Here is a 25,308-nt window from a genome sequence, read left to right as displayed (position 1 = left end):
TCACACATAGTGTGGGCGCGTAAAATACGCCGTAATGCAATTGGCATTACATTAACAGCGACTCCGATTTGGAGTCGAATGGTTGCGAAAGTCGTCTTCTATGACCCAATCTATAAAGGGGGTTCATGGAGGATTTGTTTTTGCGTAATTATTGGTTGGAGCTCTGTTCATGCAGAACCAAAGAATCCGTATCCGCTTGAAGGCTTTTGATCACCGTCTGATCGACCAGTCGACTGCGGAAATCGTTGAGACTGCGAAGCGCACAGGGGCTCAAGTACGGGGTCCAATCCCGCTGCCCACCCGTAAAGAGCGTTACACAGTTCTGATTTCTCCTCACGTGAACAAAGATGCACGTGATCAGTATGAAATCCGTACTCACAAACGCATGGTGGACATCGTTGAGCCTACCGATAAGACTGTTGACGCGCTGATGCGTCTAGATCTGGCTGCCGGCGTTGACGTGCAGATCAGTCTGGGCTAATCCCCAGTTTCGGAATAGAGGTTAGATAGATGGCAATCGGTCTTGTAGGTCGTAAAGTAGGAATGACTCGCATCTTCGCTGAAGATGGTGCGTCCATTCCAGTTACTGTTATCGAAGTTGAACCGAACCGCGTAACTCAGGTTAAGACCTTGGAAAACGACGGCTATCGTGCACTGCAGATTACTGTAGGTAGCAAGAAAGCAAATCGCGTTACCAAGCCTGAAGCAGGTCACTTTGCAAAAGCTGGTGTAGAAGCCGGTCGTGGTCTGTTTGAGTTCCGTCTGGGTGAAGGTGAAGGCGAAAGCATCGAAGTTGGTGCTGAGCTGAAAGTTGAAACTTTCGAGAACGGTCAAATTGTAGACGTTACTGGTCAATCAAAAGGTAAGGGTTTCCAAGGCGGCGTTAAGCGCTGGAACTTCCGTACTCAAGATATGACTCACGGTAACTCTTTGAGCCACCGTGCTCCTGGTTCTATCGGTCAGAACCAGAGCCCAGGTAAAGTGTTCAAAGGCAAAAAAATGGCTGGTCACATGGGTGACGAGCGTGTAACTACCCAGAATCTGGAAGTAGTTCGCGTAGACGCCGAGCGCAACCTGCTCCTTATCAAAGGTGCGGTACCTGGCTCAAATGGCGGCAACGTTATCGTTAAACCTGCCGTTAAAGCGTAACGTCTGAGGAGATAGTAATGGAATTGGTAATGAAAGACGCGCAGAGCGCTCTTGAAGTTTCCGAAACTACCTTCGGACGTGAGTTCAACGAAGCTCTGGTACACCAGGTTGTTACTGCTTTCGCAGCTAACGCCCGTCAAGGTACCCGTGCTCAGTTGACCCGCGCTGAGGTAACTGGCACTGGCAAAAAGCCATGGCGTCAGAAAGGTACTGGCCGTGCGCGTGCCGGTACTGTTAAGAGCCCAATCTGGCGCTCTGGTGGTGTGACTTTTGCTGCTAAGCCGCAAGATCACTCTCAGAAGGTTAACAAGAAGATGTACCGCGCAGCCCTGCAGAGCATTCTGTCTGAGCTGGTACGTCAAGACCGTCTGATCGTGGTTGAGAAGTTTGGCGTTGAAGCACCAAAGACCAAAGAATTGGTAGCTAAGCTGAAAGATCTGTCTGTAGAAGACGTTCTGATCGTTACTGGTGAAGTTGATGAGAACCTGTTCCTGGCTTCTCGCAACTTGTACAAAGTTGACGCTCGCGACGTTGCAGCAATCGATCCAGTTAGCCTGATCGCATTCGACAAGGTGCTGATGACTGCTGACGCAGTTAAGCAGATTGAGGAGATGCTGGCATGATCCGTGAAGAACGTTTGCTGAAAGTGCTGCTTGCTCCGCACATCTCTGAAAAGAGCACCATGGCCGCTGAACTGAACAACACTATCGTGTTCAAGGTGACCACCGACGCTACTAAAGCTGAAGTGAAAGCTGCTGTTGAAAAGCTGTTCGAAGTTGAAGTTACCGGTGTTCGCACCGTAAACGTTAAAGGCAAGACTAAACGTACCGGCGCCCGTTTCGGCCGTCGTTCCGACTGGAAGAAAGCGTACGTTACTCTAGCTGAAGGCGCAGACATCGACTTCGTCGGCGGCGCTGAATAAGGACGAGGAGTTATATAAATGGCTATTGTTAAATGTAAGCCTACCTCCGCGGGCCGTCGCCACGTAGTTAAGGTGGTTAACAAAGAACTGCACAAAGGTAAGCCTTTTGCAGCTCTTCTGGACAAGAAGTCTAAGTCCGGTGGTCGTAACAATGCTGGTCGCATCACTACCCGTCACATCGGTGGTGGTCACAAGCAACACTACCGTATCGTAGATTTCAAGCGTAACAAAGATGGTATCCCTGCGACCGTAGAGCGCATCGAATACGATCCAAACCGCAGCGCTAACATCGCTCTGGTTCTGTACGCTGATGGTGAGCGTCGCTACATTCTGGCTCCTAAGGGCCTGACTGCTGGTGACAAGATCATGTCCGGCGCGGAAGCTGAAATCAAAGCTGGTAATGCTATGCCTATGCGTAACATCCCAGTTGGTTCTACCGTTCACAACGTAGAAATGAAACCAGGCAAGGGCGGTCAGATTGCTCGTTCTGCTGGTGCATACGTACAGATCGTAGCCCGTGACGGTGCCTACGTGACCCTGCGTCTGCGTTCTGGTGAAATGCGTAAGATCCCTGCGGATTGTCGCGCTACCCTGGGTGAAGTAGGCAATGCTGAGCATATGCTTCGTTCACTGGGTAAAGCTGGTGCAAGCCGCTGGCGTGGTGTTCGTCCTACCGTTCGTGGTGTTGCCATGAACCCGGTAGATCACCCACACGGTGGTGGTGAAGGTCGTACCTCTGGTGGCCGTCATCCAGTATCTCCATGGGGCGTTCCTACCAAAGGTAAGAAGACCCGCTCCAATAAGCGTACCGACAAGTACATTGTACGTCGTCGTACCAAATAATTTTTATTGAGGATTCACCATGCCACGTTCTCTCAAGAAAGGTCCATTTATTGACCTGCACTTGCTGAAGAAGGTAGAGAAAGCGGTGGAAAGCGGAGACAAAAAGCCTGTTAAGACTTGGTCCCGTCGTTCTATGATCATTCCAGATATGATTGGTCTGACCATCGCTGTCCATAATGGTCGTCAGCACGTTCCAGTTTTCGTTACCGAAGATATGATCGGTCACAAACTGGGTGAGTTCGCGCCAACTCGCACTTATCGCGGCCACGCTGCTGATAAGAAAGCGAAGAAGAAGCGTTAAGGGGTAGATGATGGAAGTTTTAGCTAAACACCGTTTCGCCCGCACTTCTCCACAGAAAGCGCGTCTAGTTGCTGACCAGATCCGTGGTCTGCCAGTTGACCGCGCTCTGGAAATCTTGACCTACAGCCCTAAAAAAGCTGCTGTTCTGGTTAAGAAAGTGCTGGAGTCTGCCATTGCTAACGCGGAGCACAACGAAGGTCTCGATATCGATGACCTGAAAGTTGCCAAAGTCTTCGTTGACGAGGGCCCGACCATGAAGCGCATTATGCCTCGCGCTAAAGGCCGTGCTGACCGCATCCTGAAACGTTCCAGCCACATCTCTGTGGTTGTGGCTGACAAGTAAGGGGAAGCTCCAATGGGACAGAAAGTACATCCTAACGGTATCCGCCTTGGTATTACCAAGCCTTGGGTTTCTACCTGGTACGCGGAAAAGAAAGATTACGCTGATAACCTGATCGGTGACCACGAAGTTCGCACTTTCCTGAAAAAGGAACTGAAGAGCGCTTCTGTGTCTAAAATCACCATCGAACGCCCAGCGAAGAGCATCCGTGTGACCATTCACACTGCTCGTCCTGGTGTTGTTATCGGTAAGAAAGGCGAAGATGTTGAGAAGCTGCGTCAGAAAGTTGCAAAACTGACTGGTGTTCCTGCTCAGATCAACATCTCCGAAGTTCGTAAACCAGAACTGGACGCACAACTGGTTGGTGACTCTGTTGCCTCTCAGCTAGAGCGTCGTGTTATGTTCCGTCGCGCTATGAAGCGTGCGGTACAGAACGCCATGCGTCTTGGTGCCAAGGGTATCAAGATCGAGGTTTCTGGTCGTCTGGGTGGCGCTGAGATCGCACGTACCGAATGGTACCGTGAAGGTCGCGTGCCTCTGCATACTTTGCGTGCTGACATCGACTACGCTACTTCTGACGCACACACCCAATACGGTGTGATCGGCATTAAAGTTTGGATCTTCAAAGGTGAAGTTCTAGGCGCAATGCCAATTGCTCAGGAGCAGCCGAAGCCGGCTAAGCGCAAAGGTCGTGGTAAGTAAGGGGAACCGAAATGCTACAACCGAAACGTACCAAGTTCCGCAAGGTTCATAAAGGTCGTAACCGTGGTATGGCTACCACTGGTGATAAGGTTAGCTTCGGTTCTTTCGGACTGAAGTCTACCTCTCGTGGCCGTATCACAGCTCGCCAAATCGAAGCGGCGCGTCGTGCTATGACCCGTCACATCAAGCGTCAAGGTCAAATCTGGATCCGTATTTTCCCAGACAAGCCTATTACTGAAAAGCCGCTTGAAGTGCGTATGGGTAAAGGTAAAGGTAACGTTGAGTACTGGGTTGCCCAGATTCAACCTGGCCGTGTTCTGTATGAAATGGAAGGCGTATCTGAAGAGTTGGCTCGTGAAGCCTTCGCTCTGGCTGCTGCTAAACTTCCTGTACAGACCACCTTTGTAACTCGGAAGGTTATGTGATGAAAGCTACTGAACTACGTGAAAAAAGCGTTGAAGATCTGAACGCGGAGCTGCTAAGCCTGCTGCGTGAACAGTTCAACCTGCGTATGCAGAACGCGACTGGTCAGCTGAAGCAGACTCACGAGCTGAAGAAGGTACGTCGCAACATCGCGCGTGTTAAAACCATTCTGACTCAGAAGGCAGGTGCGTAATGAGCGAGACTATCCGTACTCTTCAAGGTCGTGTAATCAGCGACAAGATGGACAAGTCCATCACCGTAGCCATCGAGCGCAAAGTTAAGCACCCGATCTACGGTAAGTATGTAAAGCGTACAACTAAGTTGCACGCCCACGATGAAACTAACCAATGTGGTATCGGCGACGTGGTAGAAATCCGCGAATGTCGTCCACTGTCTAAGACCAAATCTTGGACTCTGGTTAACGTAATCGAAAAAGCTCTGTAATATCAGACTTTTACATACCTAATGGATAGCCGGACCAGATTTTTTTCTGGACCGGCTATTTTTTGTTTACTTTATGGCTGCAAGTGGTGTTATAATTTCGCGCCTTTTGAAGGCAGCCAGGCCCCAATTTTGGGGTATATTGTTGTAAAAAACAGCGGAGCACTGAAATGATCCAAATGCAATCTGTGCTGGATGTTGCCGATAACTCCGGCGCTCGCAGCGTACAGTGTATTAAGGTCTTGGGTGGCTCTCACCGTCGTTACGCCCATATTGGCGATATCGTTAAAGTTTCTGTTAAAGAAGCGATTCCTCGCGGTAAAGCGAAGAAAGGCGATGTATATAACGCGGTGGTAGTTCGTACCAAGAAGGGCGTACGTCGTCCTGACGGTTCTGTTATTCGCTTTGACCGCAATGCGGCTGTACTGCTGAATGCCAGCAACCAGCCGATTGGTACTCGTATCTTTGGCCCGGTTACTCGTGAATTGCGTAATGAGCAGTTCATGAAAATCGTGTCTCTGGCACCAGAAGTACTGTAAGGAGCAAAGAGATGGCAGCAAAAATCCGTCAAAATGACGAAGTTGTTGTACTAGCCGGTAAGGACAAGGGTAAGCGCGCTAAGGTTACCCAAGTATTGTCTAACGGCAAAGTAATCGTTGAAGGCGTTAACCTGGTGAAAAAACACCAGAAGCCAAACCCTCACATGGGTGTGGCTGGTGGCATTATTGAAAAAGAAGCCGCTATCGACGCATCAAACGTTGCGATCTTCAACCCTGCTACTAGCAAGGCAGATCGCGTTGGCTTTAGACTGGAAGACGGCAAAAAAGTCCGTTTCTTCAAGTCTAATGGTGAACTTGTTTAAGTAATTGGAGTAAACGATGGCGAAACTGCATGATTACTACAAAGATACTGTAGTAGCAGAACTGACCAAACAGTTCGATTACAAAAGTATCATGCAAGTCCCTCGGGTCGAAAAGATCACCCTGAACATGGGTGTTGGTGAAGCCGTGGCAGACAAGAAAGTTCTGGACGCCGCTGTAGCAGATATGACTGCTATCGCTGGCCAGAAGCCACTGGTAACCAAAGCTCGCAAATCTGTTGCTGGCTTCAAGATTCGTGAGGGCTATCCGATCGGCTGTAAAGTAACCCTACGTGGCGAGCGTATGTGGGAGTTCCTAGAACGCCTAGTTTCTATCGCTGTACCTCGTATCCGTGACTTCCGTGGTTTGAACCCGAAGTCGTTTGACGGTCGCGGTAACTACAGCATGGGCGTTCGTGAGCAAATCATCTTCCCTGAGATTGACTACGACAAAGTAGACAAAATCCGTGGTATGGATATTACCATCACTACCACTGCTAACTCAGACGAAGAAGGTCGTGCTCTGCTGGCTGCCTTTAACTTCCCATTCCGTAAGTAAGGTAGGGTTATGGCTAAAGTATCGATGAAGCAGCGCGAAGTTAAGCGCGCTAAGTTGGTTGCTAAGTATGCTGAGAAGCGTGCTGCTCTTAAAGCAATCATCAACGACGTTAACTCAACTGACGAAGCTCGTTGGGACGCCGTTCTGAAACTGCAACAACTTCCACGTGACTCCAGTGCCTCACGTCAGCGTAACCGCTGTAACATCACTGGTCGTCCGCACGGTGTACTTCGCAAGTTCGGCCTGAGCCGTATTAAACTGCGTGAAGCCGCCATGCGTGGTGAAGTCCCTGGCCTTAAAAAGGCCTCTTGGTAAGCCAACTGGAGTAAGCCAATATGAGCATGCAAGATCCGATCGCGGATATGCTAACGCGCATCCGTAACGGCCAGGCTGCCAACAAAGTTGCAGTTAAGATGCCGTCTTCAAAGCTGAAAGTATCTATCGCCGATGTCCTGAAAAAAGAAGGTTACATCGCTGATTACGCTACTTCTGGCGACGTTAAACCAGAACTGGAAATTACTTTGAAGTACTTCGAAGGTAAGCCAGTTGTTGAGAAAATCGAGCGAATCAGCCGTCCTGGCCTGCGCATCTACAAGAAAAAAGATGAGCTTCCAAAGGTTATGGGTGGTCTGGGTGTCGCTATCGTGTCCACTTCTCAAGGCGTGATGACCGACCGTGCAGCCCGTAAACTGGGTATGGGCGGCGAGATCGTCTGCTACGTGGCATAAGGAGAGTAACAATGTCTAGAATTGCAAAGGCACCAGTTACCATCCCTGCCGGCGTAGAGGTGACTCTGAACGGTCAAGAGATCGTCATTAAAGGTGGCAAGGGTACTCTGTCTCACAACATCAACGCTGCTGTTGAAGTTGTTAAAGAAGAGAACGAGCTGAAATTCGCTCCTCGCGAAGGTATCGCTAAAGCTAACGCTCAAGCTGGTACTGCTCGTGCAGTAGTTAACAACATGGTAATCGGCGTAAGCGAAGGTTTCGTTAAGAAACTGCAACTGAACGGCGTTGGTTACCGCGCGGCCGTTAAAGGCAACGCAGTTAACCTGACCCTGGGCTTTTCTCACCCTGTAGAACACGTTCTACCAGAAGGTGTTAAAGCAGAATGCCCAAGCCAAACTGAAATCGTTCTTTCCGGTGCAGATAAGCAAGCTGTTGGTCAAACAGCTGCTGAAATTCGCGCATACCGTGCTCCAGAGCCTTACAAAGGCAAAGGTGTTCGCTACGCTGACGAAAATGTGCGTCGTAAAGAAGCCAAGAAGAAGTAAGGTAATACGATGGACAAGAAAGCAGCTCGTCTACGTCGCGCTACTCGCGCTCGTAAGCAAATGCAAGAACAAGGTGCTACTCGCCTGGTTGTGCACCGTACGCCACGTCACATCTACGCTCAAGTTATCAACGCAGAATCTCAGGTTCTGGTTGCTGCCTCTACTGTTGAAAAAGCAGTTGCTGGCGAACTGAAGAGCACCGGTAACGCCGACGCTGCTAAGGCAGTTGGTAAGCTGGTAGCCGAGCGCGCTCTGGAAAAGGGTGTGAAGATTGTGTCTTTCGACCGCAGCGGCTTTAAGTATCACGGCCGTGTAGCTGCACTGGCAGATGCTGCCCGTGAAGCTGGTCTCCAGTTCTAAGGTTAGGAGTGGACATGGCTAATATTGAAAAGCAAGCCGGTGATCTGCAAGAGAAATTGATTGCAGTAAACCGTGTTTCTAAAGTAGTAAAGGGTGGCCGAATCTTTAGCTTCACCGCTCTTACTGTGGTTGGTGATGGCAACGGTCGCGTTGGTTTCGGTTACGGTAAAGCACGTGAAGTGCCTGCCGCTATCCAGAAAGCAATGGAAAAGGCTCGCCGCAATCTGGTTACCGTGCGTCTGCACAATGGTACCTTGCAGCACCCTGTTAAAGGTCGTCATTCCGGCTCTAAGGTATACATGCAACCTGCTTCAGAAGGTACCGGTATTATTGCCGGCGGTGCAATGCGCGCTGTTCTGGAAGTTGTTGGTGTACATAACGTACTGTCTAAGGCATACGGTTCTACTAACCCGATCAACATCGTTCGTGCAACCATCGACGCTTTGACGTCAATGCACGCTCCTGATCAGGTAGCAGCGAAGCGTGGCCTAAGCATCGACGAAATCTTGGGGTAATCTGACATGGCTAAAACTATCAAGGTTACTCAGATCAAGAGCTCTATCGGTCGTCTGCCTAAGCATAAGGCAACTCTGGTAGGTCTAGGTCTGCGCAAAATCGGCCACACCGTAGAACTGGAAGATACTCCTTCTGTTCGCGGTATGGTTAACAAGGTTTACTACATGGTTAAGGTGGAGGACTAAGCTATGCGTCTGAATACTTTGTCTCCTGCACCAGGTGCTAAAAAAGCCGCTAAGCGTGTAGGTCGTGGTATCGGTTCCGGTCTGGGTAAGACTGGTGGCCGTGGTCACAAAGGTCAGAAGTCCCGTTCTGGCGGTGGCGTACGTCCAGGTTTCGAAGGCGGTCAAATGCCAATGAAACAGCGTCTGCCAAAGTTTGGTTTTACCTCTCGCAAAGCGATGGTTACCTCTGAAATTCGTCTGTCTGAACTGACTAAAGTTGAAGGCGACGTAGTTTCTCTGGAAACTCTGCGCGATGCCAACATCATTTCTGCAAACATTAAGTTTGCGAAAGTTGTGCTTTCAGGTAAAATCGAGCGCCCTGTGACCATTAAAGGTCTAAAAGCAACCAAAGGTGCGCGTGAAGCCATCGAGGCTGCAGGCGGCAAAATCGAAGAATAACGGGATAGTACAATATGGCTAAGCCAGGTGTTGATTTAAATAGTGCGAAGGGAGGCCTTTCGGAGCTGAAAGCGCGTCTATTGTTTGTATTGGGCGCAATTATCGTCTTCCGTGCAGGTTCTTTCGTGCCAATTCCTGGTATTGACGCCGCTGTACTGGCCGAGCTGATGAAGCAGCAACAGGGTACTATTGTGAGCATGTTTAACATGTTCTCCGGTGGTGCTCTGGAGCGCGCCTCCATCTTTGCATTGGGCATCATGCCGTACATTTCGGCATCGATCATCATGCAGCTTCTTACTGTGGTTCACCCAACTATGGCTGAGCTTAAGAAAGAAGGTGAGGCGGGACGCCGTAAGATTAGCCAATACACCCGTTACGGGACTTTGGTATTGGCTACCTTCCAATCGTTTGGTATTGCCACTGGCTTACCAAATATGGTGTCCAACTTGGTAGTGGCCCCGGGCCCAGCGTTTTATTTTACCGCTGTGGTTTCGTTGGTTACTGGTACCATGTTCCTGATGTGGCTGGGTGAGCAGATCACCGAGCGCGGCATTGGTAACGGTATCTCGATCCTGATTTTTGCAGGTATCGTAGCAGGTTTGCCTTCAGCAATTGGTCAGACAGCAGAACAAGCGCGTCAAGGTGAATTGCACGTATTGTTGCTACTGGTGTTGGCAGTCATCATCTTTGCCGTCACTTACTTTGTGGTATTCATGGAGCGCGGTCAGCGCCGAATCGTGGTAAACTACGCCAAGCGTCAGCAAGGCCGCCAGGTATTCGCGCAGCAAAGCACTCACTTACCACTAAAAGTGAACATGGCTGGTGTGATTCCACCAATCTTCGCATCGAGCATCATCTTGTTCCCAGGCACACTGGCACAGTGGTTTGGTAACAATGAAGGCCTGCGTTGGTTGTCAGACATCTCGGTAGTGTTGTCCCCAGGACAGCCGCTATACGTGATGATCTACGCTGTAGCAATTGTTTTCTTCTGTTTCTTCTATACTGCGTTGGTGTTTAACCCTCGTGAGACAGCAGACAACTTGAAGAAATCTGGAGCGTTCATTCCTGGCTATCGTCCAGGTGAACAAACCGCCCGTTATATCGATAAAGTGATGACTCGCCTGACACTAGCAGGTGCTGCCTATATCACGTTTATCTGTTTGATTCCGGAATTCATGATGATCGGCCTCAACGTGCAGTTCTACTTCGGTGGTACTTCGCTGTTGATTATGGTTGTTGTAATCATGGATTTCATAGCTCAAGTACAGACCCATATGATGTCTCATCAATATGATTCTGTTCTGAAAAAAGCGAATCTTAAGGGTTATAGCCGTTAAGTCGCTCTGACGGAGTAACAAAATGAAAGTTCGTGCGTCCGTAAAAAAGATGTGTCGTAACTGCAAAGTTATCAAGCGTCACGGCGTTGTACGTGTAATCTGCTCTGAGCCGAAGCACAAGCAACGTCAAGGTTAATACCAGATTCTCTGGTAAGAAAACCAAAAACGTAGCGTTAGGCTGACCTCGGTCAGCCTATACGTTGTTGCAAACTAGTCGATTGTTGGGTATCCTACCGGGCTTTTCGCAATTGACTCACTGGAATTGAGGAGTGCTATAGTGGCCCGTATCGCTGGCATTAACATTCCTGAGCATAAACATGCGGTTGTTGCTCTGACCGCCATTTTCGGCATCGGTCGTACTCGCGCACAAGCCATCTGCGCTGAGGCCGGTATCGCTGAAGATGTGAAGATTAAAGATCTAGACGAAACTACCATCGACAAAGTTCGTGACGTAGTTGGTCAGTTCACTGTTGAAGGTGACCTGCGTCGTGAGATCTCTATGAACATCAAGCGTCTGATGGACCTAGGTTGCTACCGCGGCCTGCGTCATCGTCGTAGTCTGCCACTTCGTGGTCAACGTACTAAGACTAACGCTCGTACCCGTAAGGGTCCGCGTAAGCCGATCAAGAAGTAAGGGGAAATAAGCAATGGCTAAAACTCCTTCTCGTACCCGTAAAAAGGTACGTAAGCAGGTTGCAGACGGTGTGGCCCACGTGCACGCATCTTTCAACAACACAATCGTGACCATCACCGATCGCCAAGGTAATGCTCTTGCATGGGCTACCGCAGGCGGCTCCGGCTTCCGTGGTTCTCGTAAATCTACTCCGTTCGCTGCACAGGTTGCTGCTGAGCGTTGTGCCGAAATGGCCAAAGAGTACGGTTTGAAGAACCTAGAAGTTGAAGTTAAGGGTCCGGGTCCGGGTCGTGAGTCTTCCATTCGTGCGTTGAATGCTGCGGGTTTCCGCATCACCAACATCACCGATGTGACTCCAATCCCGCACAACGGTTGTCGTCCGCCTAAGAAACGTCGCGTATAACGCTCGTTTCGGGATAGTTGGAGAAAGAACATGGCAAGATATTTGGGTCCTAAGCTCAAGCTAAGCCGTCGTGAAGGAACAGACCTGTTCCTGAAAAGCGGCGTACGAGCAATCGATTCTAAATGTAAGATCGATAATGCACCTGGTCAGCACGGCGCTCGTAAAGCTCGTCTGTCTGACTACGGTCTGCAGCTGCGTGAAAAGCAAAAGGTTCGTCGTATTTACGGCATCCTGGAAAAGCAATTCCGCAACTACTACAAAACTGCTGCTAGCAAGAAAGGCAATACTGGTGAAAACCTGTTGCAGCTGCTAGAAAGTCGTTTGGATAACGTTGTTTACCGCATGGGTTTCGGTGCTACTCGCGCTGAAGCACGTCAGCTGGTAAGCCACAAAGCAATCATGGTTAATGGCCGTGTTGTTAACATTCCATCTTTCGTTGTTTCCGCTGATGACGTAGTAAGCATCCGCGAAAAAGCACAGAAGCAAGCCCGTATTAAGGGTGCTCTTGAGCTATCAGAACAACGTGAGAAGCCGACTTGGGTAGAAGTAGATAACGCTAAAATGGCTGGCACTTTCAAGCGCCTACCAGAACGTAGCGATCTGTCTGCTGACATCAATGAACAGCTGATCGTCGAGCTTTACTCTAAGTAAGGCTTAACCGTAAAGAGAGGACACAATGCAGGGTTCCGTTACCGATTTTCTTAAGCCACGTCTTGTCGATGTCGTGCAAGTCAACCCAACTCGGGCTAAAGTGACTTTGGAGCCACTTGAGCGTGGTTTTGGGCACACTTTAGGTAATGCGCTTCGTCGCATTCTGCTCTCTTCTATGCCTGGTTGTGCAGTAACCGAAGTCGAAATCGACGGCGTGTTACACGAGTACAGCAGCAAAGAAGGTGTGCAGGAAGATGTACTTGAGATTCTGCTGAACCTGAAAGGTTTGGCGGTTAAGCTCGAGGGCAAGGACGAAGTGACGCTGACACTGAGCAAGTCTGGTTCAGGCCCTGTTACCGCAGGTGACATTACCCACAGTGGTGATGTGGAGATCATGAATCCTGAACACCTCATCTGTACTCTGACTGGTGATGATGCTGAAATCAGCATGCGCATCAAGGTTGAGACTGGTCGCGGCTATGTGCCAGCGTCCGCTCGTGCTCAATCCGAAGAAGACGAGCGTCCTATCGGTCGTCTTCTGGTTGATGCGTCCTTCAGTCCTGTGGTACGCATCGCTTACAATGTTGAAGCGGCGCGTGTAGAGCAGCGTACTGACCTGGACAAGCTGATTATCGACATGCATACCAACGGCACCTTGGATCCTGAAGAAGCGATCCGCCGTTCAGCCACTATTCTGGCTGAACAACTGGATGCCTTTGTTGAGCTGCGTGACGTAAGCGAGCCAGAAGAGAAAGAAGAGAAGCCAGAATTCGATCCGATTCTGCTGCGTCCTGTCGATGACTTGGAATTGACTGTTCGCTCGGCAAACTGTCTGAAAGCAGAAGCCATTCACTATATTGGCGATCTGGTTCAGCGTACTGAAGTTGAACTTCTTAAAACCCCTAACCTGGGTAAGAAGTCTCTTACTGAGATTAAGGACGTACTTGCTTCACGCGGTCTGTCCCTCGGTATGCGGTTGGAAAACTGGCCGCCAGCTTCACTAGCCGACAACATGTAATCCGGTCTGGTCAAGATTTAGGTTAAAAGGATAAGGTCATGCGCCATCGTAAGAGTGGTCGTCAACTGAACCGCAACAGCAGCCACCGCCAAGCTATGTTCCGTAACATGGCATGTTCACTAGTACGTCATGAGATCATCAAGACTACTGTGCCAAAGGCGAAAGAACTGCGTCGCGTAGTTGAGCCCCTGATTACACTTGCTAAGACTGACAGCGTTGCAAACCGTCGTTTGGCGTTTGCTCGTACTCGTGACAACGATGTAGTTAGCAAGCTATTCAATGAAATGGGTCCACGTTACCAAGAGCGTGCTGGTGGTTACACCCGCATTCTTAAGTGTGGATTCCGTGCCGGTGATAACGCCCCTATGGCGTACATCGAGCTAGTAGATCGCCCTGAGGCATCTACTGAAGAAGCAGCCGCTTCTGAAGAGTAATAAGAAAGGCCGGTCTTAGACCGGCCTTTTTATTTCCCCCTCCGAATACCTTCAAAAACACCTTTCGCTATACTTAGATAGGTTTGCTCTCTAGGCGGTGCCTATGTCGGGTAAAGTACTTCTGTGGTTAGCCTTGTTATTCATTTCGCCCCTTAGTTATGGGGAGAGGCCTGAGACCGCTCATGTTTTGGTGGTGCCAATTACCGGTGTCATCGGCCCAGCCAGTGCAGAGCTGTTATCTCAATCTATTGCGAGAAGTATTGAAGTCGATGCGGATCTGTTAATCGTGGAATTGGACACGCCCGGCGGTCTCGATACGTCAATGCGTGAGATGATTCAGCGTCTTCTGTCTAGCTCGGTTCCTATTGCCTGTTTCGTAACCCCATCCGGTGCTCGTGCAGCCAGTGCTGGAACCTATCTGCTCTACGCTTGCCATATCGCCGCAATGTCTCCGGCAACCAATCTGGGAGCGGCTACACCGGTGTCACTTGCCCCTTCATCGAACTCGGCACCCAATGAGCCTGAATCACAGGCACCTTCTAACGAACAGAGTATGCGTAACAAGGTCGTGAATGATGCCGTGGCATACATCCGCGGACTGGCCGAGCTCAGAGGCCGAAATGGGGACTGGGCAGAATTGGCGGTTAGAGATGGCGCTAGTGTAGCGGCCAATGAAGCGCTATCGCTCGGCGTTATCGATGCCGTGGTCAACGATCGAAATGATCTGCTGGCTTATGTCGACGGCCAAACGCACTTAGGGGAAGAACTCCGGTTATCCGACCCTCATATTGAGCATATCACCCCAGGTTGGCGCCACGGGCTTCTTAAGGCCCTTACCAACCCTAATGTAGCGTTGATGTTATTGATGATCGGATTCTATGGGTTGGTGTTCGAATTCTATAGCCCAGGGGTGGGTTTACCCGCCATTTTAGGGGGGATTTCATTGCTGTTGGGCTTATACGCGCTGAATTTGTTGCCGATCAATATCGCTGGCGCTGCATTGATGCTGCTCGGAGTCGTGCTGATGATAGCCGAAGCTGTGGTGCCTAGCTTCGGGCTGTTTGGGGTTGGGGGCTTGGTGGCATTTGGTTTTGGCGCAATGCTTTTAATGGACACGGAACTGCCGGAGCTGAAAATGGCATTCCCTCTCGTAGCGGCAGTGGCGACGGTGTCGCTGATATTTATGGTTGTGGTGATCCGCTTAGCGATAAAGAGTCGTAAGCGCCCCGTAGTGACGGGAATGAATCGACTGGTTGGTGCTGAAGTGCGACTTGAGCGGCACTATTGGGAGCAAGGTTTGGTTGAGCTAGACGGGGCGCTCTGGCATGCACAATCCTTCGAGCCCATTACCGGGATGAGTGCAACGGTCGTTAGGGTGGATGGGCTTGTGCTCATTTTGGCGAATAAGGAGGACACCTCATGAATCCAGATGCTTTCGTTGCCTATTTTCCAATAGTCACGCTGCTGTTAGTGGTGGTGCTATTAGTCAGCATGTTTCGCATATTGCGGGAGTACGAGCGAGGCGTAGTGTTTCTATTAGGCCGGTTCTATCGAGTTAAGGGCCCTGGTCTGGTGATCATTGTGCCCATCGTACAGCAGATGGTTAGGGTGGATCTGCGTACGTTGGTTATGGACGTACCCACTCAGGATGTGATCTCAAAAGATAATGTCTCAGTTCGAGTGAACGCGGTGGTTTACTACCGCGTTATCGATCCAGAAAAAGCGATCAATCAAGTCGAGGCTTATCATGAGGCGACCAGCCAATTGTCTCAAACCACACTTAGGTCGGTATTAGGCCAACATGAACTTGACGAGATGTTGTCACAGCGAGAAGTGCTTAATGTTGATATTCAGCGAATTTTGGACAAGCAAACGGACGTTTGGGGCATCAAGGTGTCCAATGTAGAGATTAAGCATGTGGATCTCGATGAAAGCATGGTACGCGCGATAGCAAGGCAGGCAGAGGCCGAGCGGGTTCGAAGGGCTAAGGTGATTCATGCGACCGGTGAACAGGAGGCAGCAGACAAACTGGCCAAGGCGGCGGAGATCCTAGGGCGACAATCAGGATCGTTACAACTGCGGTATCTGCAGACCTTAACAGAGATCGCAGGTGATAAGTCCTCTACCATCGTTTTTCCTCTGCCAACGGAACTGCTGCAGTGGATAAAAGACAATAAAAAGGCCGACTAGTCGCCGGCCTTGAATCGTTACCATTGGCTTGAGGGCTTAGTAAGTTGCGCCTTCTGCCTTGGTATCGTAGTTCATCTTTTCATGCTTTTTGCCCATGGCTTCAGCCACTTCAGGCGGCATGTAGTTTTCGTCGTGCTTGGCCAGTACTTCGGTGGCGTCAATTACGGCGAATTCAGTCATTGGCCCTTGGGCCACAATGCCTTGGCCTTCTCGGAATAGATCCGGAAGCATGCCATCGTAGCGAATGGTCACCGCCGGGCCAGTATCGGCAATCTGAAATTCAACTTTCAGGCTGTCTGGATCCCGTTTCACACTGCCTGGAACCACCATGCCACCGATACGCAGGCGTTGGCCGATCTCAGGTTTGATACCGGTGTCCTCTTTCCCCATGTGGATTTCGGTCGCGGTGTAGAACAGGTCAAGGTTGCTGTTCAGCGCATAAAGCAGCAAAGATGCGATGGCAGCAACACCGCCAACTAACGCTGAAGCGAAGACGAGTCGTTTTTTACGACGTGGATTCATGAGGATTTACTCCTGTGTTGCTTTAAGCGAGCTTCGCGAGCCTGCTTTTGACTAATCTGTTTAATAACACGTTTACGTTGAGTTAAGCAGCTGGCGACCAAAATGCCCAGCGCGGTGAAGGATACACCATAAGCCAACCAAACGAAGAATGCGTAATCGCCCATGGCGAAGAAGTCGCTTAGGCTACTAAATTGAAACTGGTAGTCCATTATTTGGCCTCCTCAGCGGCAACAATGTCTTTTACCCAAGGGCGCATGGCGTTTCGAGCCAATACTTCAGCGCGGAAACGTACTGTGGTTAGCGCAGCGACCATCATCATAAAGCCAAAGATATTGCACAGTAGTGGCAACAGCATCTCTGCAGGCATGGAGTTGCTCTTACCTACGGTGATGGCGTTTGGTTGGTGCAGGGTATTCCACCATTCAACGGAGTACTTGATGATTGGCAGGTTAATGGAACCGACAATGGCCAAGATGCCAGCCGCTTTGGCTGCCAATACTTTGTCCTCAAAAGAGGCATAAAGTGCAATCACGCCAAGGTATAAAAACAGCAGCACCAGTTCGGAGGTCAGGCGAGCATCCCACACCCACCAAGTGCCCCACATTGGTTTACCCCAAGTGGCACCGGTAAACAGTGCGATAAAGGTTAGGGTAGCCCCGATAGGCGCAATGGCCGCTGCAGCGATGTCAGCAAGTTTGATCTGCCAAACTAAGCCGATGAAGGCACAAACTGCCATGGCGAAGTAGGCAGACATCGACATGGATGCCGCGGGAACGTGAACGAAAATAATGCGGTAGGAGTTACCTTGTTGATAATCCACAGGGGCAAAACCCAGACCGATAATGGTGCCTGTCGCAATCAGCAGAATTGCCAATATTGAAAACCATGGCAGGAACTTACCGGCGAGGTTATAGGCTCGCTCAGGGTTAGCGTAGGGGTGAAGCCATTTCCACATATTAGTTAGTACTCACTCTCAATGATGCTCCAATTGCCACAGGAGCTAAGACCAAGGCGCCAATCAACAACGCTGCCAGTATTGACAGGTGACCACTGAAAGGCAAGTTCATACCAGCAGCATCAATGGCGCTGGTGGCAAAAATAAGAACAGGGATATATAACGGTAGTATCAGCAAACTGATCAATACGCCGCCTTTACGCAGGCCAACAGTAAGCGCGGCGCCGATGGCACCGAGCAAGCTCAGAATCGGAGTACCGAGACTCAAGGTGGCGATCAATGCACTGTAGCTGTTGCTCTCCAAGTGCAGCAGGGTGGCTAGCAGCGGCGAGGCGATGATCAGCGGCACGCCGGTCACCAACCAGTGAGCCAATACCTTCGCGAGAACCATCAAGGCCAACGGTTGCGGAGACAGCATCATTTGCTCCAGTGAGCCGTCGGCATAATCGGTTTTAAACAATCGTTCGAGGGACAACATGGCCGACAGCAAGGCCGCAACCCAGATGATCCCCGGCGCAATACGACTGAGTACCTGAGGTTCTGGGCCGATTCCTAAAGGAAACAAGCTAACCACAATGAAGAAGAACATCAGGGGGTTAAAAATGTCATTGCGGTGGCGGAAGGCCACCTGCAGGTCTCGCTTGAGTACCGTATTGAAAGCACGGCTGTAGCTTACGTCTCTGTTCATTGTGCTTCCTTAATCGAACTGATACTCAAGGCGAACTTTCTTAAGCCGGTCTGGGCCCACAAGTTGTAGGTCCTGGTGTGTGGTGAGAATCACGCAACCGCCTCGATCCGCGTGATCTAAACACAACTGTTCCAACTCTGCGACACCCTTTTTATCGATTGCCGTAAGCGGTTCATCCAAAATCCAAATTTTAGCATCGCTGTGCCACAGTCTGGCTAGCGCAATGCGACGATGCTGTCCCGCAGAAAGGTGCCCAGCGGGGTGTTCCTCGAATCCGGTGAGGTTCACTTTCGCTAGGGTGCTGCGAATATCCACGTCATTGTATCCGGACATGGACAGATTAAAACTCAGATTTTCTTCCGCAGTCAGTTCGCTTTTTACACCGGGAAGGTGCCCTAAGTAGAGCAGGGCCGCATGAAAATCGTCTCGTACCTCAGAGGTGGGCTGTCCTTTGAACAGCACATCGCCGGCATAGGGGCGAGAGAGACCCGCGAGGATCCGGAGTAGGCTGGTCTTTCCTGCACCATTTGGGCCTTCGATTTGGATGATGTCGCCACTTTTGACATCGAAACTCAAGCCGTCGAAGAGGATCCGCTCTTCGCGGATACACGTGAGTTCTTCAGCTCGAAGCAATAATTCGCTTTCCTGCATGCTCTACTTTAATCGCGTCTAAATTAGGTGAAGGGGATTCTACCATACCCCTACTGGGTTAATTGGGTATGGCTCCCATTATGAAGACTTTTCACTTTGTGTTAGGGCGTCAAAGTTTGGTTCTGTGACCCACATAGTCTTCACTATATTAGGACTACAACAGGCTGCAATAAGTTGCAGATTTTCGATTAGGAAGGTGATTAATATCAAAAAAGAATGATTGGCTGTGATGAATGTGTTATTTTTAGCTTCGCTTGACATAGGTTGGAACGCAGTCAGGCGAATAAAAATTCAATGAAAATGGAACCAAGTAGCATGAAAAAGATGATTGCTTTTGCTGCAGTAGCTATGTTGGCTTCTGCTACCAATGTTATGGCTCAAGACGGTGAAGCTGTGTACACCAAAGCCTGCCAAGTATGTCATGCCGCGGGTGTGGCTGGTGCTCCTAAACTGAAGGATGCCGCAGCCTGGGAACCTCGCATGGCTAAAGGTATTGATAAACTGGTAGAGAGCGTTAAAACTGGCCTGAATGCGATGCCTCCTGGTGGTATGTGCATGGATTGCTCCGACGAAGATTACAAGGCAGCAATCGAGTACATGTCTGGCAAGTAATCGCCAAGCACCGAATAAAAAAAGACCCGCATCATGCGGGTCTTTTTGTATCTGATACTGCGGTTTTACTGAACCTTGGTATCGATAATGATGGTGGTGTCACTGCCTAGCTTCACGCCTTTGGCTTGGCCAAGCAGGTCGCCGGCAGTCGGAGCAGGGTTGCTGTCAAAGTTGATCACCACATCGATGTTCACTTCAGCTTGCTGGCTCAGCACCATTTCTGGCGTCATGGCATCACTGTCACGCAATACCACTTCTTTTGGAAGCAGTGAGGCTTTAAAGCGCTTGATGGCAACGGGCATTGCTGCACCGCTAACTGGACGAGCCATTACCAGAACCATGGCATCGCCTACTTCAGCATTCAACGCTTGGTCTAGCTCAACGGTGATGCTGATGCTCTTCGCTTTGGCCTCCACGTCTTTGTTTAGCTCAGGGTTGTCTACTGCATCAGTACCTAGGAAGCTCTTAGCTTGTTGAATCGCCTGCTGAATCGCTTGACGATCGAAGTCATCACGAGGGCTAGTCAACAAAATTTCCCAGTGACGAATGGCGTCTTCGTAATCTGAGCTAAAGAAGGCATTCATGCCCAGAAGCAGGCGAGTGGAAGGATCTTTGAAGTCGCTTTCCAGAGCCTGGTCGATAATTTTCTGAATTTCTGGGGTGATCTTTTCGCCCGCCATGTAGTACATCGCAGTCGCTTTAGGGCCAAGCAGCTCAGCATGCTCGCCAACCAGATCCATTACCGTATCAAAGGCTGCAATCGCCTGTGGGTATTGACCTCCAGACATGTAAGCGTGACCCAGAGTAAACCAAGCTTGGCTGTTTTCAGGCTCTGCCATGACCGCCTTTTCAAGCTGCGCGATGCGCATCTGTTGCATCTGCTCTGGCGTCATCCCCTGATGTGGGTTGCTGTCTTGAGGGCTTTCTTGGCGAGCGGTTTGCCAATCGCTCATGCGCCCTAAGTCCACATAGAAGTAGGCGGACATGGTCACAATGGCGACGCTGATCAGCACTGGCCACAGGGCGCTGCGCTGGAATTGGGATTCAGCTTCTGAGGCTGTGCTCACGTCTTGCAGCAGGTTAAGCTCAAGCTCCTGCTTCAGAGTGTCAAACTCTTCATTACTGATGCGACCCTCTTTCAGGTCCTCTTCAAACTCCCCAAGTCGTTCGTTGAACAGCTTTACGTTGGTTTGTTTGCGTAGTTCTGCCTGTTCGGCTCCCTTTTTGCCACTTCTGAAAAAGGGGATCCAAACCAACAGTAAGGCCAGTACGGTTAAGCCCGCGATTCCGATCCAAAATGTTGTCATAGCTGCTTCTAAATATGTTCTCTTAGGTAACGGTTATGGCGTGAATCGCGGTCAGGGGAGGCGGCACACCAGCTTGAAATTGCAGAAGGATTATACGACAACGACGTTCATTGGCTAGTGTCACTGTCGTGTTCAATTGGAAAGCCACTGCATTTGGGGTCAGGGTCACATATTAAATTTAAAAACCCAAATCATAGGCAACTTTTTGTAAGATCGGCGCTCCAAGGCTGGGCACCGTCAGGGCATGCGTAATAACGCGTGGGTGTGAGCTATATCGTTTTCAGCACTATTTTAAGCAGACAAAACGCCGTTCTCTGCTTAAAATGGCGTCAATGAGCTTTATTCGATATCGGCCGGAGAGCCGACATCGGGACGCAGACTTTATTTCCTCACAGAGGTACTTCATGGTTCCGGAACTAGGACATTATGCACTCATCATCGGCATGGCTTTCGCTGCCATTATGTCGATCGTCCCCCTAATCGGGGTGGCAAAACGCGATGCGTTTTTGGTGAGTTACTCTCGACCGCTGGCTTATGGCATGTTTGTGTTTATGGCACTTTCTGTCATCTGTCTTGGCTACGCATTCGTAACCGACGATTTTTCGGTGATGTATGTGGCGTCAAACTCCAACAGTCACCTGCCAACAGAATTTAAGATCGCCGCCATCTGGGGTGGTCACGAAGGCTCCCTGTTATTCTGGGTGTTCTCCATGGCTGTGTGGGCTGCTGCGGTTGCTCTGTTTAGCCGTAATCTGGATGATGACTTTACCGCTCGCGTATTGGCGGTAATGGGCATGATTACTTTAGGCTTCAGCCTGTTTATGTTGCTGACCTCTAGCCCGTTCGAGCGTATTCTGCCGAACGTGCCGATGGAAGGTCGTGACTTGAACCCGATGCTGCAAGACGTGGGTCTGATTTTCCACCCACCAATGCTGTACCTAGGCTATGTTGGCTTCTCTGTAGCGTTCGCATTTGCGATTGCTGCCCTGATGAGCGGTCGTCTTGACTCCGCATGGGCCCGCTGGTCTCGTCCTTGGACCCTGGCTGCTTGGGTATTCCTGACCGGTGGTATCGCACTGGGCTCTTGGTGGGCGTACTACGAGCTAGGCTGGGGCGGCTGGTGGTTCTGGGACCCAGTAGAGAACGCGTCCTTCATGCCTTGGCTGGTGGGGACTGCTTTGGTGCACTCGCTGATTGTGACCGAGAAGCGCGGTACCTTCCGTAACTGGACCATCCTACTGGCCATCTTCACCTTCTCTTTGAGTTTGCTGGGCACCTTCTTGGTTCGCTCTGGTGTGCTGACCTCTGTACACTCATTCGCGGCTGACCCAACTCGAGGTATGGCGATTCTAGGCTTACTCGGCTTGGCCATTGGCGGGTCGTTGACCCTGTTTGCGGTTCGCGCCACAGAGTTCGCGAGCCCGGCTAAATTTGAGTTAATGTCCAAAGAGACCATGATGCTGGGCTGTAACGTGTTGCTGGTAGTAGCAACCGGCTCGGTATTGCTAGGTACGCTATACCCACTGCTGGGCGACGCCCTTGGCTTAGGTAAGATCTCCGTAGGTCCTCCGTACTTCAACACCGTGTTTAACCCTATTGTCTTGGTGATGTTCGTCTTGATGGGCATCGGGCCGTTCATTCGCTGGAAAAAAGCGAAAGACAGTGAATTGCGTCAGTTGATGATCCCTGCGGTTATTGCTCTGGTATTGGGCCTAGCGGTTCCATTCATCGTTAAGGGCGAAATGAACCTGTGGGTGTCAGCTGCAGTCGCCACTGCATCTTGGATCTCCCTAACTCTGGTGATTGATATCTTCAAGAAAGCCAAAGAGCCTCAGGGCGGTTACTCCACTAAACGCTTCAGTCGCAGTTATTGGGGCATGCAGATTGCTCACTTCGGTATCGCCATGGCGATCATCGGTGGTGCGGTGGTGTCTCACTATGCTGAAGAGAAATCCGTGCGTATGGGCCCTGGCCGAGCACACGAATTGGCGGGTTACACCTTCACCTACAAAGATACTCGTATGGTGCAGGGACCTAACTACACGGCTGAGCAGGCTCGAATTGTCGTCACCAAAGATGGTGAGGAAGTAACTACCCTGTACCCAGATCGTCGTAAGTACAATGTTCGTACTATGGACATGACCGAAGCGGGTATCGATTGGGGCTTCTTCCGTGACTTGTACGTTACAATGGGTGACCCACTGGACTCCAAAGATTACGCCGTGCGCTTGAACTATAAGCCATTCGTGCGCTGGATTTGGATTGGTGGTCTGTTAATGATGATCGGTGGTACCTTGGCCGCAACAGATAAGCGTGCTCGCAGTCGCAAGACCGCTGACGCCAAATCTGCGCAGCCAGCGGCCGCGTAAGAGGGTAACGATGAAACGCGCATTACTATTTTTGCCGCTGCTGATCTTTATCGGCATGGCAGTGTTTCTCTACAAGGGGTTGTTTCTCAACCCCAAAGAGCTTGATTCAGCCTTAGAAGGCAAGCCGGTCCCAGCGTTCGCGCTGGAGACCTTGGAAGACGCTCAGCTCAAGATCACCAATAAGGATCTTGAGGGCGAAGTGTACCTGCTGAACGTTTGGGCGACGTGGTGTCCGTCTTGTAAATACGAGCACCCGTTCTTAAACCGTCTTCGCGCCAAAGGTGACGTTCCTATTTATGGCATCAACTATCGTGACGAGCGCGGTCCGGCACTGCGCTACCTAGCGAAAAGTGGCGACCCATACACCAAGAACATTTACGATCCGAACGGAAAGTTAGGTTTGGATCTGGGTGTGTATGGTGCACCTGAGACTTTTGTTGTCGATCATAAAGGTGTGATCCGTTACCGTTTTGCTGGTGTTCTGGGTCCTCAGAACTGGGCGGATACTTTCATGCCGCTTATCTCTGATCTGCGAAAAGAAGCTCAAGCTGCGAAAGGAGGTGCATAATGAAGGCATTCGCTAAAGGCATTGTGTCTTTATGTGCGCTCGTCATGCTGTCTTTCAGCTTGCACGCGACACCGATTGACACCTATGAGTTTAAAAATGATGACAATAAAGAGCGAGGCCTGCAATTGGCCAACGAGCTTCGTTGTCCTCAGTGTCAGAACCAAAACCTAATCGATTCCAACTCCCCAGTGGCAAGAGATCTGCGCATTCAGGTTTACACCATGGTGGACGAAGGTAAGTCAGACGAAGAGATCGTTAAGTTCATGACCGATCGCTATGGTGACTTTGTTCGTTACCGTCCAGCGTTTGATAACCGTACTTTGGTGTTGTGGCTAGGACCTGTAGCCTTCGCTGTATTAGGTATTGGTATCGGGTTGATCTTCGTTCGCAAACAGCGCCAAACTTCAAAAGCGGCTGCGCCTCAAATGAGTGATGCAGACCGTGAACGCTTGGCTAAGATGCTGAAAGAGGAACGGGATTAACTTCATGCGTAGTATGATGATCCTGGTATTGGCGTTGCTTTCGAGCAACGCCTTTGCGTATCCAGGAATGAATAAAGCCGGTTCCGATCCAGCGATTGAGCGCTTTGTGGAACTCACATTCCCCCAAGAGCTTGATGCTTTCGAGATTACCGATGTTGATGGCAACCCATTTAGCATTGAGAAGTACCAAGGCAAGTTGGTCGTTCTGAATCTATGGGCGACCTGGTGTCCACCATGTGTGCATGAACTGCCGTCCCTGGCTCGATTCCGTGATAAGTTGGAATCTCAAGGCGCCATCGTTCTGCCTGTCGCCATTGATCGTGACCCAAGCATCGTTGTGCCTTTCTTAAAAGATTTGGGATTGCCTGAGTTCAGTACTTGGTATGACACTACGAATGCAGTGGGCCAAGTGTTGCCAACGGATCTAGTGCCAGCCACTTTTATCTTGAATGACAAGGGTGAACTGGTTGCTTTTGTGCGTAGTGTTGTTGATTGGGATAACGCAAAAGTACAAGAGTTAGTAGAGAAATACCTTCCTAGCGAATAAATCCACAGATTTAGATGATAAAAGCACCCATTTGGGTGCTTTTGTTTATATTCCGTGCAAGCGATCAAAAAAGATCGTTTTAGGGGTTGCGAACCAGAATCGGATCTCTATAATGCGCTCCTCGTTGACGGGGCAAACGCTCTCAGCCAGAAATGGCGGTGGTCAGCAAAGCGACATCAAGTAAGCTAACTTAGAGAAAAGAGTCCTTGACTTATTAAGTTAAATAACTAAAATGCCGCTCTCGCTTAAAGATTGATTCGAAAGGCTCAAAACTTTAAGTGTTCGCCAAGTTAAGAACTTCGAAAATAATTTGAAATTCTGCTTGACGGACAATGAGGAAAGCGTAAGATACGCACCTCGCTTCGAATGAAGCAACGCTCTTTAAAAATTTATCAGACAATCTGTGTGGGCACTCGCGCAGGATTGATATCTCATATATCAATGTTGCACTGAGTGACTATAACAAGTTAATTCAGTAATTCATTGAGTCGATTCTTCGGAATCAAAAAACTTTTTAATTGAAGAGTTTGATCATGGCTCAGATTGAACGCTGGCGGCAGGCCTAACACATGCAAGTCGAGCGGAAACGACAGTATTGAAGCTTCGGTGGATTTACTGGGCGTCGAGCG

General features: G+C 50.1%; 41 protein-coding genes. 35 read left to right on the top strand and 6 right to left on the bottom strand.

The features are described from left to right. The first annotated feature begins 169 nt into the window (after window positions 1-169). The 30 genes from rpsJ (at window position 170) to FCL42_RS20580 (ending at window position 15,978) form a co-directional block, all read left to right on the top strand. Window positions 170-481, top strand: coding sequence for a 30S ribosomal protein S10 (gene rpsJ, locus FCL42_RS20725; protein WP_028110655.1), 312 nt, complete (start codon window positions 170-172; stop codon window positions 479-481). 29 nt (window positions 482-510) lie between these two features. Further along, the gene (gene rplC, locus FCL42_RS20720) at window positions 511-1,149 is read left to right on the top strand and encodes a 50S ribosomal protein L3 (RefSeq protein WP_136865338.1); all 639 of its coding nucleotides are present in this window, start codon (window positions 511-513) and stop codon (window positions 1,147-1,149) included. A gap of 17 nt (window positions 1,150-1,166) precedes the next feature. Beyond that, window positions 1,167-1,772, top strand: coding sequence for a 50S ribosomal protein L4 (gene rplD / locus FCL42_RS20715; protein WP_136865337.1), 606 nt, complete (start codon window positions 1,167-1,169; stop codon window positions 1,770-1,772). Continuing rightward, window positions 1,769-2,071, top strand: a complete 303-nt coding sequence (gene rplW / locus FCL42_RS20710) for a 50S ribosomal protein L23 (protein ID WP_136865336.1) — start codon at window positions 1,769-1,771, stop codon at window positions 2,069-2,071. The genes rplD and rplW overlap by 4 nt, the downstream gene beginning before the upstream one ends. A gap of 18 nt (window positions 2,072-2,089) precedes the next feature. Then, entirely contained in the window at window positions 2,090-2,914 is an 825-nt protein-coding gene (gene rplB, locus FCL42_RS20705) for a 50S ribosomal protein L2 (protein WP_136865335.1), read from the top strand. Window positions 2,915-2,933: 19 nt separating this feature from the next. Then, window positions 2,934-3,215, top strand: coding sequence for a 30S ribosomal protein S19 (gene rpsS, locus FCL42_RS20700; RefSeq protein ID WP_028115027.1), 282 nt, complete (start codon window positions 2,934-2,936; stop codon window positions 3,213-3,215). A 10-nt stretch (window positions 3,216-3,225) separates the two neighbouring features. Beyond that, on the top strand, window positions 3,226-3,558 hold the full coding sequence (gene rplV / locus FCL42_RS20695; RefSeq protein WP_028110661.1) for a 50S ribosomal protein L22: 333 nt from the start codon (window positions 3,226-3,228) through the stop codon (window positions 3,556-3,558). A gap of 12 nt (window positions 3,559-3,570) precedes the next feature. Continuing rightward, window positions 3,571-4,257 (top strand): 30S ribosomal protein S3, encoded by a 687-nt coding sequence (rpsC, locus tag FCL42_RS20690; protein ID WP_136865334.1) that lies wholly within the window; start codon window positions 3,571-3,573, stop codon window positions 4,255-4,257. Window positions 4,258-4,268: 11 nt separating this feature from the next. After that, a complete protein-coding gene (rplP, locus tag FCL42_RS20685; protein WP_136865333.1) occupies window positions 4,269-4,682 on the top strand; it encodes a 50S ribosomal protein L16 in 414 nt (137 codons plus the stop codon). Beyond that, window positions 4,682-4,873 (top strand): 50S ribosomal protein L29, encoded by a 192-nt coding sequence (gene rpmC / locus FCL42_RS20680; protein ID WP_136865332.1) that lies wholly within the window; start codon window positions 4,682-4,684, stop codon window positions 4,871-4,873. Before rplP ends, rpmC begins: the two co-directional genes overlap by 1 nt. Beyond that, window positions 4,873-5,124, top strand: a complete 252-nt coding sequence (rpsQ, locus tag FCL42_RS20675) for a 30S ribosomal protein S17 (RefSeq protein ID WP_136865331.1) — start codon at window positions 4,873-4,875, stop codon at window positions 5,122-5,124. Before rpmC ends, rpsQ begins: the two co-directional genes overlap by 1 nt. Window positions 5,125-5,291: 167 nt before the next feature. Then, window positions 5,292-5,660 (top strand): 50S ribosomal protein L14, encoded by a 369-nt coding sequence (rplN, locus tag FCL42_RS20670; RefSeq protein ID WP_136865330.1) that lies wholly within the window; start codon window positions 5,292-5,294, stop codon window positions 5,658-5,660. An 11-nt stretch (window positions 5,661-5,671) separates the two neighbouring features. Further along, the gene (gene rplX, locus FCL42_RS20665) at window positions 5,672-5,983 is read left to right on the top strand and encodes a 50S ribosomal protein L24 (RefSeq protein ID WP_136865329.1); all 312 of its coding nucleotides are present in this window, start codon (window positions 5,672-5,674) and stop codon (window positions 5,981-5,983) included. Between the two features lie 16 nt (window positions 5,984-5,999). Continuing rightward, window positions 6,000-6,539: a 50S ribosomal protein L5 gene (gene rplE / locus FCL42_RS20660; RefSeq protein WP_136865328.1), complete on the top strand. Its 540-nt coding sequence runs from the start codon at window positions 6,000-6,002 to the stop codon at window positions 6,537-6,539. A 9-nt stretch (window positions 6,540-6,548) separates the two neighbouring features. Next, window positions 6,549-6,854: a 30S ribosomal protein S14 gene (rpsN, locus tag FCL42_RS20655; protein WP_136865327.1), complete on the top strand. Its 306-nt coding sequence runs from the start codon at window positions 6,549-6,551 to the stop codon at window positions 6,852-6,854. A 20-nt stretch (window positions 6,855-6,874) separates the two neighbouring features. Further along, the gene (gene rpsH, locus FCL42_RS20650) at window positions 6,875-7,267 is read left to right on the top strand and encodes a 30S ribosomal protein S8 (protein ID WP_136865326.1); all 393 of its coding nucleotides are present in this window, start codon (window positions 6,875-6,877) and stop codon (window positions 7,265-7,267) included. An 11-nt stretch (window positions 7,268-7,278) separates the two neighbouring features. Beyond that, window positions 7,279-7,812 carry a 50S ribosomal protein L6 gene (gene rplF / locus FCL42_RS20645; protein ID WP_136865325.1) on the top strand — a complete coding sequence of 178 codons (534 nt, stop codon included), beginning with the start codon at window positions 7,279-7,281 and terminating at the stop codon, window positions 7,810-7,812. A 9-nt stretch (window positions 7,813-7,821) separates the two neighbouring features. Next, window positions 7,822-8,172: a 50S ribosomal protein L18 gene (gene rplR, locus FCL42_RS20640; RefSeq protein WP_136865324.1), complete on the top strand. Its 351-nt coding sequence runs from the start codon at window positions 7,822-7,824 to the stop codon at window positions 8,170-8,172. A gap of 14 nt (window positions 8,173-8,186) precedes the next feature. Further along, window positions 8,187-8,687, top strand: a complete 501-nt coding sequence (rpsE, locus tag FCL42_RS20635; protein ID WP_028110673.1) for a 30S ribosomal protein S5 — start codon at window positions 8,187-8,189, stop codon at window positions 8,685-8,687. Between the two features lie 6 nt (window positions 8,688-8,693). Then, window positions 8,694-8,873 carry a 50S ribosomal protein L30 gene (gene rpmD, locus FCL42_RS20630; protein WP_136865323.1) on the top strand — a complete coding sequence of 60 codons (180 nt, stop codon included), beginning with the start codon at window positions 8,694-8,696 and terminating at the stop codon, window positions 8,871-8,873. 3 nt (window positions 8,874-8,876) lie between these two features. Next, entirely contained in the window at window positions 8,877-9,311 is a 435-nt protein-coding gene (gene rplO, locus FCL42_RS20625) for a 50S ribosomal protein L15 (protein WP_136865322.1), read from the top strand. A 14-nt stretch (window positions 9,312-9,325) separates the two neighbouring features. Further along, entirely contained in the window at window positions 9,326-10,648 is a 1,323-nt protein-coding gene (gene secY / locus FCL42_RS20620) for a preprotein translocase subunit SecY (protein WP_136865321.1), read from the top strand. A gap of 22 nt (window positions 10,649-10,670) precedes the next feature. Further along, window positions 10,671-10,784, top strand: a complete 114-nt coding sequence (gene rpmJ / locus FCL42_RS20615; protein WP_083938388.1) for a 50S ribosomal protein L36 — start codon at window positions 10,671-10,673, stop codon at window positions 10,782-10,784. A 141-nt stretch (window positions 10,785-10,925) separates the two neighbouring features. After that, window positions 10,926-11,282, top strand: a complete 357-nt coding sequence (gene rpsM, locus FCL42_RS20610; protein ID WP_136865320.1) for a 30S ribosomal protein S13 — start codon at window positions 10,926-10,928, stop codon at window positions 11,280-11,282. Between the two features lie 13 nt (window positions 11,283-11,295). Further along, window positions 11,296-11,685, top strand: coding sequence for a 30S ribosomal protein S11 (gene rpsK / locus FCL42_RS20605; protein ID WP_028110678.1), 390 nt, complete (start codon window positions 11,296-11,298; stop codon window positions 11,683-11,685). 30 nt (window positions 11,686-11,715) lie between these two features. Next, complete coding sequence (gene rpsD / locus FCL42_RS20600; protein ID WP_136865319.1) at window positions 11,716-12,336, top strand: 30S ribosomal protein S4; 621 nt, start codon at window positions 11,716-11,718, stop codon at window positions 12,334-12,336. 25 nt (window positions 12,337-12,361) lie between these two features. Then, entirely contained in the window at window positions 12,362-13,354 is a 993-nt protein-coding gene (locus tag FCL42_RS20595; protein WP_136865318.1) for a DNA-directed RNA polymerase subunit alpha, read from the top strand. 38 nt (window positions 13,355-13,392) lie between these two features. Further along, window positions 13,393-13,788 carry a 50S ribosomal protein L17 gene (gene rplQ / locus FCL42_RS20590; protein WP_136865317.1) on the top strand — a complete coding sequence of 132 codons (396 nt, stop codon included), beginning with the start codon at window positions 13,393-13,395 and terminating at the stop codon, window positions 13,786-13,788. Between the two features lie 103 nt (window positions 13,789-13,891). Beyond that, window positions 13,892-15,211 carry an NfeD family protein gene (locus FCL42_RS20585; protein ID WP_136865316.1) on the top strand — a complete coding sequence of 440 codons (1,320 nt, stop codon included), beginning with the start codon at window positions 13,892-13,894 and terminating at the stop codon, window positions 15,209-15,211. Beyond that, complete coding sequence (locus tag FCL42_RS20580) at window positions 15,208-15,978, top strand: slipin family protein (protein WP_136865315.1); 771 nt, start codon at window positions 15,208-15,210, stop codon at window positions 15,976-15,978. The genes FCL42_RS20585 and FCL42_RS20580 overlap by 4 nt, the downstream gene beginning before the upstream one ends. Before the next feature lie 36 nt (window positions 15,979-16,014). Here the strand turns inward: FCL42_RS20580 and ccmE are convergent, their stop codons facing one another. The 5 genes from ccmE to ccmA are packed head-to-tail and all read right to left on the bottom strand — an operon-like array spanning window position 16,015 to window position 18,794. Then, window positions 16,015-16,500 (bottom strand): cytochrome c maturation protein CcmE, encoded by a 486-nt coding sequence (gene ccmE / locus FCL42_RS20575; RefSeq protein WP_136865314.1) that lies wholly within the window; start codon window positions 16,498-16,500, stop codon window positions 16,015-16,017. Then, a complete protein-coding gene (gene ccmD, locus FCL42_RS20570) occupies window positions 16,497-16,709 on the bottom strand; it encodes a heme exporter protein CcmD (protein WP_136865313.1) in 213 nt (70 codons plus the stop codon). The genes ccmE and ccmD overlap by 4 nt, the downstream gene beginning before the upstream one ends. Beyond that, window positions 16,709-17,455: a heme ABC transporter permease gene (locus tag FCL42_RS20565; RefSeq protein WP_136865312.1), complete on the bottom strand. Its 747-nt coding sequence runs from the start codon at window positions 17,453-17,455 to the stop codon at window positions 16,709-16,711. Before FCL42_RS20565 ends, ccmD begins: the two co-directional genes overlap by 1 nt. A gap of 1 nt (window position 17,456) precedes the next feature. Next, complete coding sequence (ccmB, locus tag FCL42_RS20560) at window positions 17,457-18,143, bottom strand: heme exporter protein CcmB (RefSeq protein WP_136865311.1); 687 nt, start codon at window positions 18,141-18,143, stop codon at window positions 17,457-17,459. Between the two features lie 9 nt (window positions 18,144-18,152). After that, window positions 18,153-18,794 carry a cytochrome c biogenesis heme-transporting ATPase CcmA gene (gene ccmA, locus FCL42_RS20555; protein ID WP_136865310.1) on the bottom strand — a complete coding sequence of 214 codons (642 nt, stop codon included), beginning with the start codon at window positions 18,792-18,794 and terminating at the stop codon, window positions 18,153-18,155. 315 nt (window positions 18,795-19,109) lie between these two features. Here ccmA and FCL42_RS20550 point away from each other — a divergent pair, with 315 nt between their 5' ends. Next, on the top strand, window positions 19,110-19,406 hold the full coding sequence (locus tag FCL42_RS20550) for a c-type cytochrome (RefSeq protein WP_136865309.1): 297 nt from the start codon (window positions 19,110-19,112) through the stop codon (window positions 19,404-19,406). Window positions 19,407-19,471: 65 nt separating this feature from the next. On the opposite strand, the gene ccmI is transcribed toward FCL42_RS20550, so the two are convergent. Continuing rightward, window positions 19,472-20,713 (bottom strand): c-type cytochrome biogenesis protein CcmI, encoded by a 1,242-nt coding sequence (ccmI, locus tag FCL42_RS20545; RefSeq protein WP_136865308.1) that lies wholly within the window; start codon window positions 20,711-20,713, stop codon window positions 19,472-19,474. 404 nt (window positions 20,714-21,117) lie between these two features. Between ccmI and FCL42_RS20540 the strand changes: the two genes are divergently transcribed. Genes FCL42_RS20540 through FCL42_RS20525 form a run of 4 tightly spaced genes read left to right on the top strand, consistent with a single transcriptional unit; the run spans window position 21,118 to window position 24,679 of the window. Continuing rightward, window positions 21,118-23,082, top strand: coding sequence for a heme lyase CcmF/NrfE family subunit (locus FCL42_RS20540; protein WP_136865307.1), 1,965 nt, complete (start codon window positions 21,118-21,120; stop codon window positions 23,080-23,082). A gap of 10 nt (window positions 23,083-23,092) precedes the next feature. Beyond that, complete coding sequence (locus FCL42_RS20535; RefSeq protein WP_136865306.1) at window positions 23,093-23,650, top strand: DsbE family thiol:disulfide interchange protein; 558 nt, start codon at window positions 23,093-23,095, stop codon at window positions 23,648-23,650. Continuing rightward, on the top strand, window positions 23,650-24,132 hold the full coding sequence (nrfF, locus tag FCL42_RS20530) for a heme lyase NrfEFG subunit NrfF (protein ID WP_136865305.1): 483 nt from the start codon (window positions 23,650-23,652) through the stop codon (window positions 24,130-24,132). Before FCL42_RS20535 ends, nrfF begins: the two co-directional genes overlap by 1 nt. Window positions 24,133-24,136: 4 nt before the next feature. Then, on the top strand, window positions 24,137-24,679 hold the full coding sequence (locus FCL42_RS20525) for a TlpA family protein disulfide reductase (protein ID WP_136865304.1): 543 nt from the start codon (window positions 24,137-24,139) through the stop codon (window positions 24,677-24,679). Window positions 24,680-25,308 lie beyond the last annotated feature (629 nt).

The sequence above is a fragment of the Ferrimonas aestuarii genome, from assembly GCF_005116665.1.
Taxonomy (GTDB): domain Bacteria; phylum Pseudomonadota; class Gammaproteobacteria; order Enterobacterales; family Shewanellaceae; genus Ferrimonas; species Ferrimonas aestuarii.
This window is presented reverse-complemented; position numbering and strand designations above follow the sequence as displayed.